Source organism: Streptomyces sp. NPDC049915, from assembly GCF_040656475.1.
In the GTDB taxonomy this organism is placed as follows: Bacteria; Actinomycetota; Actinomycetes; order Streptomycetales; family Streptomycetaceae; genus Streptomyces.
In genome coordinates, this window is sequence record NZ_JBFAMH010000011.1 from 120,988 (window position 1) to 138,620 (window position 17,633).

Sequence of the window (17,633 nt, forward strand, 5' to 3'; positions counted from 1 at the left end):
TCCGCCGTCCTCACCGGGCTCACGGGACCGGGGCGGAGATCAGGGGTGTCTCGGGGGCCGACCCTGATGCTCCGGCCCGCCCGCCATGTGACCATCGATGGCATGCCGGAAGCCGCACCCCTCGTCGAACCGCGGCCGCCGCGCAAGCTCTACCGCAGCAGCGACGGACGCTGGCTGGGTGGCGTGGCGCGGGGGCTCGCCGGGCATCTCGGGCTGCCCGTGATCTGGGTCCGCCTGGTCTTCGCGGGCCTGTTCATGGCCGACGGCCTCGGCGCCCTGCTGTACGCGGCGTTCTGGTTCTTCGTGCCGCTCGGCGTCGGCGGCGTCGACCAGCAGAAGCCGCCGTCCCTGGTGAGCACCGAGATCTCGCCCGACGGCCGGCGCAGACTCGTCACCCGCAGACCGGACCGGGGCCAGATCGTCGCCCTGCTCCTCATGGTCGTCGTCGCGCTGATCTTCGTCAGCAGCGTCAACATCGGCAACGGCGCCAAGGCCTATCTGCTCCCTGCGGTGCTCGTCGCCGCCGGTGTCGCCCTGGTGTGGCGGCAGGCCGACAACGCCCGCCGGGCCCGCTGGGTCGAGGTGGGCCGCCGCAAGCGCACCCTGACGCTGCTGCGGGCCGTGGCCGGTGTGCTGCTGGTGACGGCCGGCGTGTCCGGCATCTTCGTCCTGCAGGGCTCCGCCGCCCACCTCGGCTCGGTGCTGCAGGCAGCGCTGGCGGTCCTGGTCGGGACAACGCTGCTGGCGGGCCCGTATCTGGTGCGCATGACGCAGGACCTGTCCGAGGAGCGTCTGATGCGCATCCGCGCCCAGGAGCGCGCGGAGGTCGCCGCCCACGTCCACGACTCGGTGCTGCACACCCTGACCCTGATCCAGCGCAACGCCGACAACGCGGGCGAGGTGCGCCGTCTGGCCCGCGCCCAGGAACGCGACCTGCGCACCTGGCTGTACAAGCCGGAGGGCACCGGCAAGGACGAGGCCGACGAGCCGGCCACCCTCGCCGAGGCGGTCAAGCGCAACGCCGCCGAGGTCGAGGACAAGCACGGCGTGGCCATCGAGGTGGTCGTCGTCGGCGACTGCCCGCTCGACGAGGGGATCGCCGCACAGATGCAGGCCGCGAGGGAAGCGATGGTGAACGCCGCCAAGTACGGTGGCGAGGGCGGCCCGGTTCAGGTCTACGCCGAAGTCGAGGGCAGGACGGTGTTCGTGTCCGTGCGGGACCGGGGCCCCGGCTTCGACCTCGACGCGATACCCGCCGACCGTATGGGCGTGAGAGAGTCGATCATCGGCCGGATGGAGCGCAACGGCGGCACGGCGCGGCTGCGCGCGGTGCCGGACGGCGGCACGGAGGTCGAGCTTCAGATGGAGAGGGCGGAGAAGACGTCATGAGCGACCCGACCGAGGCGAACGGTACGGCGGAGGCCGGCGGCACGGGCGAGCGCCGGGTGCGGGTGGTCCTCGTCGACGACCACCGCATGTTCCGCACCGGCGTGCAGGCCGAGATCGGCCGGACCGAGGAGACGGGCGTCGAGGTCGTCGGCGAGGCCGCGGACGTCGACCAGGCGGTCACGGTCATCACCGCGACCCGGCCCGAGGTGGTCCTGCTCGATGTGCATCTGCCGGGCGGCGGCGGCGTCGAAGTGCTGCGCCGCTGCGCCCCGTTGATGGCCGACACCGAGCGGCCCGTCCGCTTCCTGGCGCTGTCCGTGTCGGACGCGGCGGAGGACGTGATCGGTGTCATCCGCGGCGGTGCCCGCGGCTACGTGACGAAGACGATCACCGGGAGCGACCTGGTCGACTCGATCTTCCGGGTGCAGGACGGCGACGCGGTGTTCTCCCCGCGCCTGGCCGGGTTCGTGCTGGACGCCTTCGCCTCCACCGACGCCCCGCCGGTCGACGAGGACCTGGACCGTCTCACCCAGCGCGAGCGCGAGGTGCTGCGGCTGATCGCCCGCGGCTATGCCTACAAGGAGATCGCCAAGCAGCTGTTCATCTCGGTGAAGACGGTCGAGTCGCACGTCTCGGCGGTGCTGCGCAAGCTCCAGCTGTCCAACCGCCACGAGCTGACCCGCTGGGCGACGGCCCGCCGGCTGGTCTGAGGCGGCAGCTGCTGCCGGGCTCGGGACGACGGGCGCCGGCCGGGTTCACACCACCCGCGTCGCCCCGGCGAACGGCATCTGGTCGATCGGGGCGAGGCGGACCGGGGCCGACGGGTTGGGGGCGTGGATCATCTGCCCGTTGCCCACGTACATGCCGACGTGGCTGACGCCGGAGTAGAAGAACACCAGGTCGCCCGGGAGCAGTTCGGAACGGGAGACGCGGCGGCCGGCGCCGATCTGCGCGTACGTCGTGCGGGGCAGGGAGACCCCGGCCGAGCGGTAGGCGGCCTGCACCAGGCCCGAGCAGTCGAAGGCGTTCGGCCCGGTCGCGCCCCACACATACGGGCTGCCGAGCTTGTTGTAGGCGTAGGCGAGGGCGGCCGCCGCACGCGCGTCGGGCGCCTGCGCGGCCGCGGACCCGGGCGCGGTCAGCCGGTCGCGGGCCCCGTCGCTCGCGGCCCGTGTGGCGCGGTTCGTGCCGGAGGCGTCCGCGGCGGGGCCGTCGGCGGCGATCCGCCGCCGCTCCTCGGCGGTCAGCCGGGACAGCAGCCGGCGGGCCTGGTCCAGCTTGCCGGTGACGATCTCCTTCTGCCGCTGCAGCTCGGCCTGGCGTGAGTGCAGCGCGGCCAGCTCCACGCGCGCGGCGCCCCGCAACCGCTCGATCTCGCCCAACTGGCCGCGGACCCGGGAGATGGCCTGCGCCTGCCGGTCACCCGCGCGCTCGGCGAGGGCGGCGCCCTCGAGGTACTGCTCGGGGTTGTCGGACAGGGCGAGCTGCACCGCCGGGTCCAGACCGCCGCTGCGGTACTGGGCGCTGGCGACGGCCCCGAGAGCGTCCCGGGCCTCGTTCAGCCGCTGCTGCTTGCGGGCCGTCTCGTCCTGCAGGTCCTTCAGCCGGCGCCCGGCCGCCCCTGCCTGCTCCTTCGCGCCGTTGTACTTCTCGGTCGCCGCCTCGGCCTCCTGGTACAGCTTGTCGACCTGCGCCTTGACCTGGGCCGGAGTCGGATCCGGCGCGGCATGGCCGGTGCCGTCGAACGCCGTGGCCGTCGCCGCGCCCGCGAGGGCGATCGTGAACGCCGTACGGGCCGTCCGGTCGCCGAGCGAGCGCTGCCGATGCTTGCGGTGTGCTGCCACGGGGACTGCACGTCCTTTCCTACGTGCGGGCCCGGCGGCGTCCCGACAGGGGAACGGGGCGCCACCGGACTCTTCGGCGGGATGACCGACGGCCGCCCCTGGCCCGGACGGCGGTGGGGAGTCGGTCACCTGGGGGAGGACGCTAAACCCGGAAGTGACGGGAAGGTGGCGGTCTGTACGGAAGTGACGCGAGCGGACCATCTGGTGACCGTATGTGACCGCCTTCCCGTTGCTGTGACGTCGACTTCACGCAGCGCGCCGACCGAAGCGCCGATTCCGCGCACGGGAGGGGCGGCGAACTGCTACGGAACGCCCCTGGCTAGGCTCCGGCCCCATGGACGTACTCATCCATCTCTTCGTCGGCCTGCACATCATCGGCATCGCCTCGCTCCTGGGCGGCTTCCTCACCCAGATGAAGGCGATGGGCCGGGGCACCGCCCGCTTCGTCCCGGCGATGCTGCACGGCGCGCTGACGATGCTGGTCACCGGTGTGATCCTGGTCGGCCTCAACCAGGCCGACGACCACACCGTCAACACCGTCAAGATCGGTGTGAAGCTGGCGCTGCTGATCGTGATCCTCGGCCTGGTCTACGTCAAGCGCGACGACGAGACGGTGGACAAGCCCCTGTTCGGCCTGGTCGGCCTGCTGACCGTGGCGAACATCTTCATCGCGGTGCTGTGGACCTGAGCGCGTCCCGGGCCGAGAGGACGGCCCCGGCGGCCACGGCCAGCCACGCGCCCACCGCCAGCCACAGCAGGGCCTGACCGGGGTCCGTCAGCCACGGCACGTCGACGGCGGCGGCGACCGACAGCGTCGCCGCCGCCGTCATGCCGAGCGGGAAGACCGTGGCCCAGCGGCGCGTGTCATAGGCAAGCCGGGGCCGGACCACCTCGGCGACCACCAGCACGACGTACCAGGCCAGATCCAGGACCAGCAGGGCGACCGTCGCGAAGCGCAGGACACCGCGGTCGTCGTCGTTCCACAGGTACAGCCGCGCGCTGTCGGCGGCCAGCAGCTTCGCCCCGGCCAGCGCGGAGATCGCCAGCGCACCGCCCGCGATCCAGTGGTCGCCGGGCCCCTCCAGCACCTGCCGCGGATCGAAGCGCGTCAGGGCGATGCCGTAGAGCACCAGGCCGAGCCCGAACAGCACCAGCGCGGCGTGCGCGAGCCACGCCGTCGTCAGGGCGCCCGCGAGGACGGCGGCGAGCACGGCGAGCCCCTGCGTGGCCACGCAGGCGAGGAACACCGCTCCCGGCATCCGCGGCTGCCAGTTGCGTACGACCGTGACGATCAGCACCGGCCACAGCACCGCCGCCAGCGCCAGCAGCGCCTCGGCGAGCGTGGTCCAGCCCAGCAGCACGAACCGCGCGCCCAGCACCGTCGTGGCGGCCACCGACGTCAGCGCCCCGGGAGTCTGCGCCTCGGTCGCCCACCGGGGCCGGTCCGTCAGCAGCCGTACGGCGAACTCCGCGGCCAGCGCCAGCCAGAACACGCAGGCCGCGGCCAGCCAGATCCGGGAGAGCAGCTCGTACCCGGTCAGCCGCAGCCCGACCGACACGATGCCGGTCGCCATCACGGCGGCCCCGGCCGCCGGGGTGCGCTGCGCCCACCACGCGCGCAGCGGGGGCGGGAAACCGGACGCGGCGTGCCGGCGCGAGGAAACGGACATGCCGTCGATGCTATGAACCCCCGCCGCGCACCGGGCACGGGGCACGCGCACCGGCCGGCGCAAACCGTCAGGCCGGGCGTACGACGCTGTGGATGGCCGACTCTCCGTCGTAGTAGATGGACTCCTCGCGCACATAGGCGCCGGGCTTCGGGGCGTGGATCATCATGCCGCCGCCGATGTAGACGCCGACGTGGCCGATGTTGTCGTAGAAGAAGACCAGGTCGCCCGGCCGGGCCTGGGACAGCGGGACGGTCGTGCCGGCGTTCACCTGGTCGTAGGTGGTGCGCGGCAGGTCGACGCCGGCCGCTCTCCAGGCGGCCTGGGTGAGGCCGGAGCAGTCGTAGGAGTCGGGGCCGGTCGCGCCCCAGACGTACGGCTTGCCGATCTGCGCGCGGGCGAAGGCGAGCGCCTTGTCGGCCTGGGAGCTGGTGCTCGTGCTCCCCGTGCCGGTGGAGGTGCCGGTGCCGGTGCTCGTGCCGCCGGTCCCGCTCCCGGTGCCGCCGGCCGCGGAGCCGCCGCCGTCCTGCTGCTGGGTCTGCTGTTGCTGCTGGGCCGCCTGCTGACGGGCCAGTTCCGCCGCCTTGCGCGCGGCCTCCTCCTGCTGGTGCCGCTCGATCGCGGCGAGCCGCCCCTTCTCCTCCGCCGTCAGCTGCGCCAGCAGTTCACGCGCGTCGGCGAGCTTCTGCTGGACGGTGGCCTTGGCGGTGCGCAGATCGTTCTGCGAGTCGGTGAGCGTGCGCAGGCTGTCGGTGGCCTCGCGGCGCTGCCTCATCGTCTCCGACTGCTGTGTGACGTAGTCGTCGACCGCCTCCTTCTGGTGGCTGGTCAGCCGGTCCATCAGATGGTTCTGGTCGAAGTACTGCTGCGGGGAGTCGGCGAGCAGGAAGGTGGCCGTGCTGGGCAGGGCGGCGCCGCCGGTGCGGTATTGGGCGGCGGCGTAGGAGCCCAGCTGTTCGCGCGCCTCGTTCAGCTTCTCGGTGCGCCGGGCGACGTCGTCCATCAGGGAGTCGACGCGGGTGCGCTGCTTCGTGGTGCGCTCCTTGGCCGCGTTGTACTTGTCGGTCGCGGACTCGGCCTGCCGGTAGAGGTCGTCGACCTTCTTCTCGACTTCCTCGAGGCTCGGCTTCTGGTCGGCGGGGACGGCGTCGGCCGTCTGGGACAGGAAGGCCACGGACGTGAGGGCGGCCGTGGCCAGGGCGGGGGTCCGTATGCCGGCGAGGGTCCCCGCGGGACGCGACTTGCGGTGCGACGCCAAGGGAAGCGACTCCTTCCAACGCGCCGCCTACCGGGTCAGCGATGGGGGCACCTCCCAGGCCCTTAAGGCTCTGGGGGAGGGTTCGGGCCACGGAAGGTGTGCCCTACGGCCGTCTCGTGCGAGAGGGCCGATTCACCCCAGGTCTCGGGTGGGTCCCCGGCTCCGGTCGCTGTGCGGGCGTACCGGACTCGGCGGAGGCCGCGCGGCCCGGCGACGTTCGCCGGTGGAGGTCGTGCGGCCTGGGCGGCACGGTAGCCAACTCGTGTGCCTGTTGTGAAGGTTGGTGCGTGATATGCCCGATACATTTCCGTGACCATCGCGTTGTGTCGACGGATGGTGATGGACGGTGACGTGTGATGTTTCCCGGACGCGCCCGGGTTGTCAGTGGGGCGCCCTAGACTCGGAGAGCGATGAGCAGCCTCTTTGACGACAGCTTCCTGGCGGACCTCCAGGCCCCTCGGGCCCACGCGGAGGAACCCCCGCCGCCGCCCGAGGACGATCACGCTCCGGAAGCGATTCCGGACGATCTGTTCGGCGGGAAGTTCGACGTACCCCCGCCGGACCGGGACACGTACTACCGCGACGGCGCGCCGCGCCCCGTGCTCGACTCCGCCGCACTGCTGGAGGGGCTGAACGACAACCAGCGCGCCGCCGTCGAGCACTCCGGCTCCCCGCTGCTCATCGTGGCCGGAGCCGGCTCCGGCAAGACGCGGGTGCTCACCCACCGCATCGCCTACCTGCTCGCCGAGCGGAACGTCCACCCGGGGCAGATCCTCGCGATCACCTTCACCAACAAGGCCGCGGGTGAGATGAAGGAGCGCGTGGAGCAGCTCGTCGGCCCGCGTGCGAACGCGATGTGGGTGATGACCTTCCACAGCGCGTGCGTGCGCATCCTGCGCCGCGAGTCGAAGAAGCTCGGCTTCACCTCGTCCTTCTCGATCTACGACGCCGCCGACTCCAAGCGGCTGATGGCCCTGGTCTGCCGCGACCTGGACCTCGACCCCAAGCGCTTCCCGCCGAAGTCCTTCAGCGCCAAGATCAGCAACCTGAAGAACGAGCTGATCGACGAGGAGGACTTCGCCGCCCAGGCAACTGGGGGCACCTCCCAGACGGAGTCCGGGGGAGGTTTCGAGAAGACCCTCGCCCAGGCCTACGCCCTGTACCAGTCGCGGCTGCGTGAGGCCAACGCCCTCGACTTCGACGACCTGATCATGACGACGGTCAACCTGCTGCGCGCCTTCCCGGACGTCGCCGAGCACTACCGCCGCCGCTTTCGGCACGTCCTGGTCGACGAGTACCAGGACACCAACCACGCCCAGTACGCGCTGGTCCGTGAGCTGGTCGGCACCGGTGAGCACGACGAGGACACCCCGCCCAGCGAGTACGACCTGCCGCCCGCCGAGCTGTGCGTGGTGGGTGACGCCGACCAGTCGATCTACGCCTTCCGCGGTGCGACGATCCGCAACATCCTCCAGTTCGAGGAGGACTACCCGGACGCGACGACGATCCTGCTGGAGCAGAACTACCGCTCCACGCAGACCATCCTGTCCGCCGCCAACGCGGTCATCGAGCGCAACGAGTCCCGCCGCCCGAAGAACCTGTGGACCAACGCCGGCCAGGGTGCCCGCATCGCGGGCTACGTCGCCGACACCGAGCACGACGAGGCCCAGTTCGTCGCCGACGAGATAGACCGCCTGGTCGACGCGGGTGACGCCAAGGCAGGCGACGTCGCCGTCTTCTACCGCACCAACGCGCAGTCCCGTGTCTTCGAAGAGGTCTTCATCCGCGTCGGCCTGCCCTACAAGGTCGTCGGCGGCGTCCGCTTCTACGAGCGCAAGGAGGTCCGGGACGTCCTGGCCTACCTGCGTGTCCTCGCCAACCCTGAGGACTCCGTGCCGCTGCGGCGCATCCTCAACGTGCCCAAGCGCGGCATCGGCGAGCGCGCGGAGGCGATGATCGACGCCCTCTCCCAGCGCGAGAAGATCAGCTTCCCGCAGGCGCTGAAGCGGGTCGACGAGGCGTACGGCATGGCCGCGCGCTCCACGAACGCCGTCAAGCGGTTCAACACGCTGATGGAGGACCTGCGCACGATCGTGGAGTCCGGCGCCGGACCGGCCACCGTCCTCGAGGCCGTCCTGGAACGCACCGGCTACCTGGCCGAGTTGCAGGCGTCCACCGACCCGCAGGACGAGACCCGCATCGAGAACCTCCAGGAACTCGCCGCCGTGGCCCTGGAGTTCGAGCAGGAGCGCGGGGAGGGCGAGCCGGTGGGACTCTCCGACTTCCTGGAGCAGGTCGCCCTGGTCGCCGACTCCGACCAGATCCCGGACGAGGACGAGGACGGCTCCGGCGTCATCACCCTGATGACCCTGCACACCGCCAAGGGCCTGGAGTTCCCGGTCGTGTTCCTCACCGGCATGGAGGACGGCGTTTTCCCGCACATGCGGGCCCTCGGCCAGACCAAGGAGCTGGAGGAGGAGCGCCGCCTGGCCTACGTCGGCATCACCCGCGCCCGCGAGCGGCTGTATCTCACGCGGTCGACACTGCGCAGCGCCTGGGGACAGCCGTCGTACAACCCGCCGTCCCGGTTCCTGGAGGAGATTCCGCCGCAGCACGTCGAGTGGAAGCGCACGGGCGGGTCCGCGCCCGTCTCCTCCGGGCCGGCCTCGGCGATCGCCGCCTCGCTGTCCTCGTCCCGCTCGCGCTCGTCGGCCGCCGGTGCGTCCGGGTTCGCCACGCGGCGCGCCGGGGACAAGCCGGTGGTCTCACTGGCGGTGGGGGACCGGGTCACCCACGACCAGTTCGGGCTGGGCAGCGTGGTCGAGGTCAGGGGCACCGGCGACAAGGCCGAGGCGACGATCGACTTCGGCGACGGCAAGCCGAAGCGGCTGCTGCTGCGGTACGCGCCGGTGGAGAAGCTCTGACAGCGGGAACGCACCGGGGGCTTCGGCCCCCGGGCGCCGGCCGGCTCAGGTCCGGTGCGGGGCTCAGTTGGGGTCGAGGCCGTGGCTGCGCAGCCACGGCAGCGGGTTGATCGCCGCGCCGCCGCCCGGCCGCACCTCGAAGTGCAGGTGCGGTCCGGTGGAGTTGCCCGAGTTGCCGGAGTACGCGATCGGCTGCCCGGCCTTGACGCTGGTACCGGAGGAGACGCGGTAGCTGGAGAGGTGGCAGTACCACGTCTCCGTGCCGTCCTTCGCGGTCAGGATCAGCATGTTGCCGTAGGCGCTGTTCCACTGGGTGCGCACGACGCCGTCGGTCGCGGCCATCACCGTGGTGCCGTACGAGACGGGGAAGTCGATGCCGGTGTGCACCGACATCCAGTTGATGCCGGCCTGGCCGAAGTAGGCGCTCAGCCCGTGCTGGAGGACCGGCAGCGCGAACTTGGGGCGCATGCGCTCCTTGCGCTCCGCCTCCTCCGCCGCCTTCTTGCGCTCCAGTTCCTGCTGCGCTTTGAGGTCGATGCGCTCCTGGGTGCGGCTGGCCCGGTCGGCGAAGTCGTCGGCGCCGGCGGAAAGGCTCGCGAGCTGGGTGTCCAGCTTGTTGTTGGCGGCGGACGGTTTCACGGCGTGCCCGTCCGCGGCGGAGGCGGTGGTGTCCGTGGTGTCGTCGCCGCTGAACGCGTTGACGGAGGCGGTGGCGATCCCGGCGACGCCCATCACACAGGCCGACGGTACGGCGATGGTCAGCAGCGCCGACCGCTTGGCGGGCGTACGGCGGCGGGAGCGTCCCGAGTTCCGGGCCGCCGCGCGGGACGGGCGGGGCCCGGTCTCCTCCTGCTGCTCCTCCAGCAGCGGAGCGGAGGCCAGGTCGACGGCGGGCAGCTCACCGGTGGCGGTCGACTCGCCGTCCTCGTGCCCGCGTTCCTCGTAGGAGACCTGGTCGAAGGCGGCGGTGGCGTCGGCGGTGGCCTGCGGGTCGAAGGCCGCGGTGGCCTGCTGGTCGAAAGGTTCCGGCTGGTGCCCGTAGCCGCCGCTCGCGTCGGCGGTGCCGCCGTTGTTCCACTGCGTGGCGTCGTACACGCCGGTGTCGAACGTCTGCGTGCCCCAGTCCCATTGCTGGGTGGCGTCGGCGGTGGCCTGGTCGGGCTGGAGCCAGGCGGACGCGTCCCACTGGCCGGAGGCATCGGCCGAATTGGCCTGCGGCGGGATGGCCGACAGATGCTGGTAGTCGGCCGTCCAGGCGGTCGTGTCGTAGGCGCCGGTGTCGTAGGCGGCGTGGTGCTGGGCCGCGTACGGGTCCTGGTGCACCGCCTGGTGGCCACCCGTGGCCCACTGACCGGTGTCATAGCCGCCGTCGTCCGGGAGGCTGCCGAAGAGCGGGTCGGTCGCGAACGTCCCGGTGCTGTGCTCACTGCCGGAAAAACCGCTCGCGTCATACGCGTTGTGGGTGGTGAAGTTGCCGTACGGGGCGTCCTGCGCGCCGTACGACGCGTACTGCGCCGAGGAGGCGTCGGAAGCCGGAGCCGGGGTGGTCATGGTCCCCGACGGGTGACGGTCGTTCACCAACTTCTCTTTCGCCTCGACAACAGGGGCTGCCAGAGCAGTGCGGCGACTGTACCCGGCGGTACGCGGGCACGACAATCTTCGTCAGGTTTCGTGCGCGCAGGAAACGGGCATTCGGCCGTCTTTTGGCCGTCCCAGACGCGTACTTGGCCTGGCGTTCGATGATTGTTCGACTGCCTGTCGCCGTCGAGGCGTTTGCCGACGATTCCCGGACCGTTCCGGAGTGCAGCCTTCCGGTCACACGAGGTGACCGGAAGGCCGGGTGCGGTCGGCCGTCCTACGACGTCAGGCCACGGTCAGGCCGCCCGCACGCGTGCCGGCGTCGGCTCCCGGCAGCTCCGCGTCGAGGGCCTGCCGTATGCCGGCCGCCACGGCCGGGTGAACCGGCAGGGCCAGATGGCCGATCCCGCTCACCCGGACGTTGTGCGCCAGCAGGTCGGGGTGGTCGATGCAGGCGCTCTCCAGCGGGTCCATCAGATGGTCCAGATCGCTCCAGAAGCTCACGAAACGCGTGCGGCAGCCGGGCGCCGGCTGGGCCAGCTCCTCGAGCAGGGGCGAGCCGGGCCGCATCTGGCGCACGATCGGATGGGCGTTGGCCAGCGGCGCCACCCGGGTGCCGGAGTGCGGTGTACCCAGCGTGACCAGCGTGCGCACCCGGTGATCGCCGCCGAGCCGCTGCACGTAGTAGCGGGCGATCAGGCCGCCGAGGCTGTGCCCGACGACATCCACGCGCTCACTGCCCGTGCGCTCGCATATCTCCTCGATGTGCCGCCCGAGCAGTTCGGCCGCGATGCGGATGTCGCAGGTCAGCGGCGAGTAGTTCAGTGACTCGACGCGCTGCCTGCCGTGCTGGGCGAGATTGCGGCGCAGCAGCACGAACACGGACCGGTTGTCGATGAAGCCGTGCAGCAGCACCACGGGCGGCTGGGCCGGCACCGGCAGCCGGGCCGGATCCGGGACGTCGCAGGCCGTGTCGTCGCTGGTGAGCCCTGGGGTGGCGTCGGGAGAGACACCGCGTCCGGGGCCGGCCGGCGCGGGCAGGGGGCGGCTGCGGCGCTCCTGCACGATGCCGGAGGGATACAGCAGGAGGTGACCGGTGAGGATCGCGAGTTCCAGGGCGGTCGCCTTCAGCAGGGCCGCCGAGAGTCCGGCCAGCCTGCTCGGCAGGAGGCGCTGACAGAGGGGGAGAAAGGGATAGAGGACCCTGGTGACCGTCATGGCCGACCTCCTGTCGGCACCTGGGAGGACTTCTCTGTCTTCCCTGTGCCCTCGTGGAAGCCGGGGTGAGGCCGTCGACGGCGTGTCCTACGGCGTCTGCGATGTGCTCCTGTGTCGATACGCCGTGCCTTCACGCCGCGTGGCCTGCGGCGCGGTGACACGGCGACCTCGTAGCGGCTCCCGTGGCGCTTGTTCCTTCTGGGGTACGAGTGCCCCGGAAGTGTGGGGCGCATGGCTCCCGGAATCAGCGAACCGTGCGCGATGAACATGTCCCACTGTGTGATTTCCCCCTCGCTGTGCACCGCGAAACGGCCGGTTGCGGGATGCTGGGCGATAACGTTCGTTCACTCCCCCGGCCGGTGTGGGTACCGCAGTCCTTGTCGGTGGGCGTCGGTGGGGATGGATGCAGTCGCTTCATGGAGGCAGTGATGGGTGTGGCAGCCGGTCCGATCCGCGTCGTGGTGGCGAAGCCGGGGCTCGACGGCCACGATCGCGGGGCCAAGGTCATCGCGCGTGCGCTGCGCGACGCGGGCATGGAGGTGATCTACACCGGGCTTCACCAGACCCCCGAGCAGATCGTCGACACCGCGATCCAGGAGGACGCCGACGCGATCGGGCTGTCCATCCTCTCCGGGGCGCACAACACGCTCTTCGCGGCCGTGATCGACCTGCTCAAGCAGCGGGACGCCGAGGACATCCTGGTCTTCGGCGGCGGGATCATCCCGGAGGCCGACATCCCGCCGCTGAAGGACAAGGGCGTCGCGGAGATCTTCACCCCGGGTGCGACGACCCAGTCCATCGTGGACTGGGTACGCGCGAACGTACGGCAGCCTGCCGAGGCCTGACACCCGGCACGGCCGGCGGGAGGAGCCGGGGGCTGCGCCGCCGGTGGGTCAGTGGTGGCGTCCGGGGGCGTTTGCGGAGTACCTGAGCGGTGCCTGCGGGGTGCCTGCGAGGTCACGGTGCTGGAGGGTGTCGCGGTCGGCCGGAGTCCGAGGGGTTTGTCGGTCGGTCGGCCGGTGCCCGGGGGTGCTGTGGCGGCTGGGGCCGGGGCGGGTCGCGGGTGTCCGGAGTCGGAGCGGGCCACGGGTGGCTGGGTCCTGGGGCGGCCCCGCGCGGAAGGGCCCAGGGGCGTGCCCCGGTGGCCGGCTTCGGCGGTCGCGCACCGTCGCGGTCACGGTGCTTCCAGCTCCCGCATCATCGCCGCGCGGAGCCGCAGCGTCGTCATCAGCCGCTGGAAGGCTTCCGCCCAGTAGCCCCCGGCCCCCGGCGACGCGTCCTCCGGTTCGTCCGGTACCGCGAGCAGCCCGTCGAGCCGCCCGGCCTCCGCGGGATCCAGGCAGCGCTCCGCCAGCCCCATCACGCCGCTGAAACTCCATGGGTAACTCCCGGCGTCCCGTGCGATGTTCAGCGCGTCGACCACCGCACGCCCGAGCGGCGCCGCCCACGGCACCGCACACACACCGAGCAGCTGGAACGCCTCTGACAGACCGTGGGCCGCGATGAACCCGGCGACCCACTCGGCCCGTTCGGCGGGCCGGAGCGTGCCGAGCAGCTTGGCCCGCTCGGCCAGGGAGACCGCGCCCGGACCGCCCGCCTCGGGAGCCGACGGCTCGCCGAGCAGCGCCCGCGCCCAGCCGCCGTCCCGCTGCCGGACCGCCGCCCGGCACCAGGCCGCGTGCAGTTCGCCCTGCCAGTCGTCGGCGACCGGCAGCGCCACGATCTCCCTCGGCGTCCGCCCGCCCAGCCGCCCGGACCAGGTGCCCAAGGGCGCGGCCTCCACCAACTGACCCAACCACCACGACCGTTCACCCCGCCCGGTCGGCGCCGTGGCCTGGACACCGTCGCGCTCCATGCCCGGATCGCACTCGTGGGGCGCCTCCACGACGATGGTGGGTGTCTCGCGCGTGCGGTCCAGGGCCACGCACACGCCGGCGCGCACCGCCATCCGGGCGGCGAGCGCCGACCTCGGCAACGCCGACAGCAGCTCCGCCGCCGTGGCACGCACGTTGCGGCTGCGGTCGGCGAGGGCCTGCTCCAGGAACGGCTCGTCGTCCGGGCCGAGACCCGTGCGCAGCGAGTCGAGGAACATCAGCCGGTCCTCGGCACGCTCGGTGGCCCAGGTCGCCGCCAGCAGCGCGCGCCCCGCCTCGGGATCGCGGGCGCGCAACGCCGAGAGGAGGGCGACCCGTTCGGCGAACAGCCCCTCCTGCCACAGCCGCTCGGTCTCCGCCCGCTGACCGGGCTGCGGCAGTGCCGTGCCGCCGCCGGGCGCGGCCCGCAGGGCGAACCGCCAGTCCGGGTTGAGCCGGGCCAGCCACAGCGCGCGCGGCCCGGCGAACTCCAGTACCGCCGGCCGCAGATCCGTCCGGCCGCGCGCCGCGTCGAGCAGTGCGGGCAGCGCCTGGGGCGGCGGCGCCCAGCCCCGCGCGTTCGCCGCGGCGAGCCACTGCGGCAGCAGCTCCATCAGATCCGGTGTCGTGCCCCTGCGGCCGGTGGCCGTGCCGGGGCGGTCGGCCAGCAGCGAGCCGAGTCTGCGGGCCGCCGCCGCGGGCAGCGGGGGGCGCGGGTCGGCCGGGGCGGGCGCGGGCCGGGGCGCGGCCGCGGCGGGCCGCAGCCCGGCACGGCGGCGCACGGTCGCCCCGGCCGCCGCGTCCAGCAGCGCCACGGGGGCCTCGCGGCCGCCGCCGACCGGCACGGGCGGCGTGCGCCGGTCCGTACCGAGCAGCGCCGCGGTGACCAGGTCCTCCCAGGCGCCGGACGCGGGGCGAGCCGGCCGGGCCACGGGAGCCGGGGTCGAGTTCATGCGCTTCCTTTCGGTGGGAAGACCGGGAACGGTCGAAGGCTCACCCTGGGGTGTCCCGGGATGCCGGACGGATGGGGGCCGAGGAAGGGGACGGGTGTGCCCCTCGTGCCCCCCCCGGGCGCGCCACTGTGCCGTGCTCAGTACAGGGACACGGCGTCGCCGGGGCCCTGGGGCCAGGCGGTGAGCGGGGTGAAGCCGCGGTGGCCGCACTCACCGAAGACGGTCACGGGGGCGCCGCCGGAGAGGGCCACCAGCCGCCACAGGCCGGGGCGGGCCGCAGCGGCCGGGGTGAGCGGCAGCGCGCTGTCACCGTCGGCGTCCGCGAGCTGCCACGAGTTCCCACCGGGCGTCGGTATCACCGACTCCAGCGTCACCGGGACGGACTCCAGCCACGGATCGTCCCGCAGGGCCTCGCCGTAACGGGCGGTCGCCTGCGCGGTCGTCACCCCCTTGGGCCGTACGGCCGTCGGCGCGGGCGGGGCGAACCGCTCGCCCAGTGCCACCCGCTGCCGGCCGTCTCCCGGATACGCGGACACCTCCGCGTCCAGCGCCAGGCCGACCGGCAGGGCCAGCTCCGGGGCGCGCCCGGCGGCGCCGTACGACAACAGCAGTGCCGTACGGTCGGTGGCGACGCCGTGCAGCCATATCCGGCGGGTCGTCAGCTTCGCGTCCCCCGTTGTGTCGTACTGCGCGAGGACCAGCCACTGGTCGCGCACCGCAGGACCGTCCGGCGTCACGGGCAGGCCGACGCGGGAGCGCACCGTCGCCGCCAGGCCCTCCGGCAGCCGCTCGCGGTGCAGCCAGCCCTGGTCCAGGAGGTGCACCAGGGCGCACTCCTCCAGCAGCCGCACCGGCCAGCCCGGGCCGGAGCCCGGTATCGCACCCAACTCCCGTATCCGCGCGGCCAGCCCGGGCGCCTGCGCGTCGACCATGCGGGCCGCTGTCTCCTCCCACATCCCGTACCCCGCCCGCTCGGCCGTCGCCAGGCCCGAGCGCAGCAGATCGGCCAGGCGCTGCTCCAGCTCCGTGGCGCCGGCGGTGATCCTCTCGGCCCGGCGCTCGGCCCGCCGCCGGGCCGCCTCCGGATCGGCGGAGGAGACGGCGGAACCTCCCACCGGCCCCTTCTCCGCGGCCCGCTTCCTTCTCCCCTCTCTCCACTGCGCCGCCCACGCCGGCGGCTCCCCCCGAGGCACCGCGTCCTCGTCGCCCGACCACAGCAGCAACAGCCCCAGCGCGTGCTTGCACGGGAACTTCCGGCTCGGGCAACTGCAGGAATACGCGGGCCCGGAGACATCGGCGACGTCTGCCACCGTCCGGTACGCCGAGCCGCCGCTGCCCCTGCACAGCCCCCACACGATCCCCTCGCCGGAACGGCCCGCCTCGGACCACGGGCCGGCCACGCCGAGCTTGCTTCCCGCTTTGCGCGACGCGGCGTCAGGTGCCAGTGCCAGCACCTGGTCCGCACTCCGGCGCACCCCCTGCTCAGTCATGTCGTCGACGGTAGGCCCCCCCACTGACAATCGGCCCGGCGAGCACGTTTGCGCAGGTCGGAACGCGTTGTCAGTGGCGTGGTGCACGGTGGATGCCAGATCACCGACCGGCCCGGCTGGAGGGGGACTTCGCCATGTCTGTGACCGTGGATCAACCGGCTTCCGACGAAGCGAAAGAGGACAAGGAGACGGGACCGACCGAGGCGCACACGACGGAGGCGCGACCGGCCGACGTCCTGCGACCGCACGCCGAGGACGCCTTCGCACACGAACTCGCCGCGCTCACCGCGCAGGACGACCGCCCGCGCCCGCAGCGCTGGAAATTGTCACCGTGGGCGGTGGCGACCTACCTGCTCGGCGGCACCCTGCCCGACGGCACGGTGATCACGCCCAAGTACGTGGGGCCGCGCCGCATCGTCGAGGTCGCCGTCACCACGCTCGCCACCGATCGCGCCCTGCTCCTGCTCGGCGTGCCCGGCACGGCCAAGACCTGGGTGTCCGAACACCTCGCGGCCGCCGTCAGCGGCGACTCCACCCTGCTGGTGCAGGGCACCGCCGGCACCCCGGAGGAGGCCATCCGCTACGGCTGGAACTACGCGCAGCTGCTGGCCCACGGCCCCAGCCGGGACGCCCTCGTGCCCAGCCCGGTCATGCGCGCCATGGCCGAGGGCATGACCGCCCGCATCGAGGAGCTCACCCGCATCCCGGCCGATGTGCAGGACACGCTGATCACCATCCTGTCGGAGAAGACCCTGCCGGTACCGGAGCTGGGCCAGGAGGTGCAGGCGGTCCGCGGCTTCAACCTGATCGCCACCGCCAACGACCGCGACCGCGGGGTCAACGACCTCTCCAGCGCGCTGCGCCGCCGTTTCAACACGGTCGTGCTGCCGCTGCCGGAGAGCGTCGAGGCCGAGGTGGACATCGTCTCCCGGCGCGTCGACCAGATCGGCCGCTCGCTCGACCTGCCGGCCGCGCCCGACGGCATCGACGAGATCCGCCGCGTCGTCACGGTCTTCCGTGAACTGCGCGACGGCGTCACCGCCGACGGGCGCACCAAGGTCAAGTCGCCCAGCGGCACGCTGTCGACGGCCGAGGCGATCTCCGTCGTCACAGGCGGCCTCGCGCTGGCCGCCCACTTCGGCGACGGTGTGCTGCGGGCCGGTGACGTGGCCGCCGGCATCCTCGGCGCCGTGGTCCGTGACCCGGCCGCCGACCGAGTCGTGTGGCAGGAGTACCTGGAGGCGGTGGTCCGCGAGCGCGACGGCTGGAGCGACTTCTACCGCGCCTGCCGGGAGGTGAGCGCATGACGCGCGGGGACGACGACCTGGGCTGGGGCCGCTCCGCGGGACGTGAGGGCGGCGGAGGCTCCTCCGGGAGCGGTGGGTCCGCGGGCAACGGAGGCTCGCAGGGCAGGGTGTGCGCGCCGGAGACGGGGCCGTGACGGGGCTGTAAGGGCGCG

At 72.8% G+C, this 17,633-nt stretch carries 13 protein-coding genes; 6 read left to right on the forward strand and 7 right to left on the reverse strand.

Annotation, left to right across the window (positions count from 1 at the left end; all coding sequences use genetic code 11):
- Positions 1-102: 102 nt before the first annotated feature.
- A complete protein-coding gene (locus AB0J12_RS20895; protein ID WP_363265806.1) occupies positions 103-1,389 on the forward strand; it encodes a PspC domain-containing protein in 1,287 nt (428 codons plus the stop codon).
- Positions 1,386-2,099 (forward strand): response regulator transcription factor, encoded by a 714-nt coding sequence (locus tag AB0J12_RS20900; protein WP_363265807.1) that lies wholly within the window; start codon positions 1,386-1,388, stop codon positions 2,097-2,099. Before AB0J12_RS20895 ends, AB0J12_RS20900 begins: the two co-directional genes overlap by 4 nt.
- 45 nt (positions 2,100-2,144) lie before the next feature.
- Here AB0J12_RS20900 and AB0J12_RS20905 read toward each other — a convergent pair whose 3' ends face one another.
- Positions 2,145-3,233 (reverse strand): NlpC/P60 family protein, encoded by a 1,089-nt coding sequence (locus AB0J12_RS20905; protein WP_363265808.1) that lies wholly within the window; start codon positions 3,231-3,233, stop codon positions 2,145-2,147.
- Between the two features lie 334 nt (positions 3,234-3,567).
- On the opposite strand from AB0J12_RS20905, the gene AB0J12_RS20910 reads away from it, so the two are divergent.
- Entirely contained in the window at positions 3,568-3,921 is a 354-nt protein-coding gene (locus AB0J12_RS20910; protein WP_363265809.1) for a hypothetical protein, read from the forward strand.
- On the opposite strand, the gene AB0J12_RS20915 is transcribed toward AB0J12_RS20910, so the two are convergent.
- A complete protein-coding gene (locus AB0J12_RS20915; protein WP_363265810.1) occupies positions 3,899-4,903 on the reverse strand; it encodes a tellurite resistance/C4-dicarboxylate transporter family protein in 1,005 nt (334 codons plus the stop codon). The two genes, AB0J12_RS20910 and AB0J12_RS20915, sit on opposite strands and share 23 nt — an antisense overlap.
- A 67-nt stretch (positions 4,904-4,970) precedes the next feature.
- On the reverse strand, positions 4,971-6,158 hold the full coding sequence (locus tag AB0J12_RS20920; RefSeq protein ID WP_363265812.1) for an NlpC/P60 family protein: 1,188 nt from the start codon (positions 6,156-6,158) through the stop codon (positions 4,971-4,973).
- Positions 6,159-6,568: 410 nt separating this feature from the next.
- Between AB0J12_RS20920 and pcrA the strand changes: the two genes are divergently transcribed.
- Complete coding sequence (pcrA, locus tag AB0J12_RS20925) at positions 6,569-9,082, forward strand: DNA helicase PcrA (protein WP_363265813.1); 2,514 nt, start codon at positions 6,569-6,571, stop codon at positions 9,080-9,082.
- Positions 9,083-9,145: 63 nt separating this feature from the next.
- On the opposite strand, the gene AB0J12_RS20930 is transcribed toward pcrA, so the two are convergent.
- Positions 9,146-10,660: a M23 family metallopeptidase gene (locus tag AB0J12_RS20930; RefSeq protein WP_363265814.1), complete on the reverse strand. Its 1,515-nt coding sequence runs from the start codon at positions 10,658-10,660 to the stop codon at positions 9,146-9,148.
- Between the two features lie 285 nt (positions 10,661-10,945).
- Entirely contained in the window at positions 10,946-11,878 is a 933-nt protein-coding gene (locus tag AB0J12_RS20935) for an alpha/beta fold hydrolase (protein ID WP_363265815.1), read from the reverse strand.
- Between the two features lie 428 nt (positions 11,879-12,306).
- On the opposite strand from AB0J12_RS20935, the gene AB0J12_RS20940 reads away from it, so the two are divergent.
- Positions 12,307-12,723: a cobalamin B12-binding domain-containing protein gene (locus AB0J12_RS20940; protein ID WP_363265923.1), complete on the forward strand. Its 417-nt coding sequence runs from the start codon at positions 12,307-12,309 to the stop codon at positions 12,721-12,723.
- 329 nt (positions 12,724-13,052) lie between these two features.
- On the opposite strand, the gene AB0J12_RS20945 is transcribed toward AB0J12_RS20940, so the two are convergent.
- Positions 13,053-14,684: a DUF5691 domain-containing protein gene (locus AB0J12_RS20945; protein ID WP_363265816.1), complete on the reverse strand. Its 1,632-nt coding sequence runs from the start codon at positions 14,682-14,684 to the stop codon at positions 13,053-13,055.
- 137 nt (positions 14,685-14,821) lie between these two features.
- Positions 14,822-16,174: an SWIM zinc finger family protein gene (locus AB0J12_RS20950; RefSeq protein ID WP_363265817.1), complete on the reverse strand. Its 1,353-nt coding sequence runs from the start codon at positions 16,172-16,174 to the stop codon at positions 14,822-14,824.
- A gap of 134 nt (positions 16,175-16,308) precedes the next feature.
- On the opposite strand from AB0J12_RS20950, the gene AB0J12_RS20955 reads away from it, so the two are divergent.
- Complete coding sequence (locus tag AB0J12_RS20955) at positions 16,309-17,481, forward strand: AAA family ATPase (RefSeq protein WP_363265818.1); 1,173 nt, start codon at positions 16,309-16,311, stop codon at positions 17,479-17,481.
- The last annotated feature ends 152 nt before the right edge of the window (positions 17,482-17,633 follow it).

Excerpts from the sequence above, each read along its gene's own strand:
- AB0J12_RS20900 (WP_363265807.1), top strand. The coding sequence starts at position 1,386 with ATGAGCGACCCGACCGAGGCGAACGGTACGGCGGAGGCCGGCGGCACG.
- AB0J12_RS20935 (WP_363265815.1), bottom strand. The coding sequence starts at position 11,878 with ATGACGGTCACCAGGGTCCTCTATCCCTTTCTCCCCCTCTGTCAGCGC.
- AB0J12_RS20940 (WP_363265923.1), top strand. The coding sequence starts at position 12,307 with ATGGGTGTGGCAGCCGGTCCGATCCGCGTCGTGGTGGCGAAGCCGGGG.
- AB0J12_RS20915 (WP_363265810.1), bottom strand. The coding sequence starts at position 4,903 with ATGTCCGTTTCCTCGCGCCGGCACGCCGCGTCCGGTTTCCCGCCCCCG.
- pcrA (WP_363265813.1), top strand. The coding sequence starts at position 6,569 with ATGAGCAGCCTCTTTGACGACAGCTTCCTGGCGGACCTCCAGGCCCCT.
- AB0J12_RS20945 (WP_363265816.1), bottom strand. The coding sequence starts at position 14,684 with ATGAACTCGACCCCGGCTCCCGTGGCCCGGCCGGCTCGCCCCGCGTCC.
- AB0J12_RS20910 (WP_363265809.1), top strand. The coding sequence starts at position 3,568 with ATGGACGTACTCATCCATCTCTTCGTCGGCCTGCACATCATCGGCATC.
- AB0J12_RS20955 (WP_363265818.1), top strand. The coding sequence starts at position 16,309 with ATGTCTGTGACCGTGGATCAACCGGCTTCCGACGAAGCGAAAGAGGAC.
- AB0J12_RS20895 (WP_363265806.1), top strand. The coding sequence starts at position 103 with ATGCCGGAAGCCGCACCCCTCGTCGAACCGCGGCCGCCGCGCAAGCTC.
- AB0J12_RS20950 (WP_363265817.1), bottom strand. The coding sequence starts at position 16,174 with ATGACTGAGCAGGGGGTGCGCCGGAGTGCGGACCAGGTGCTGGCACTG.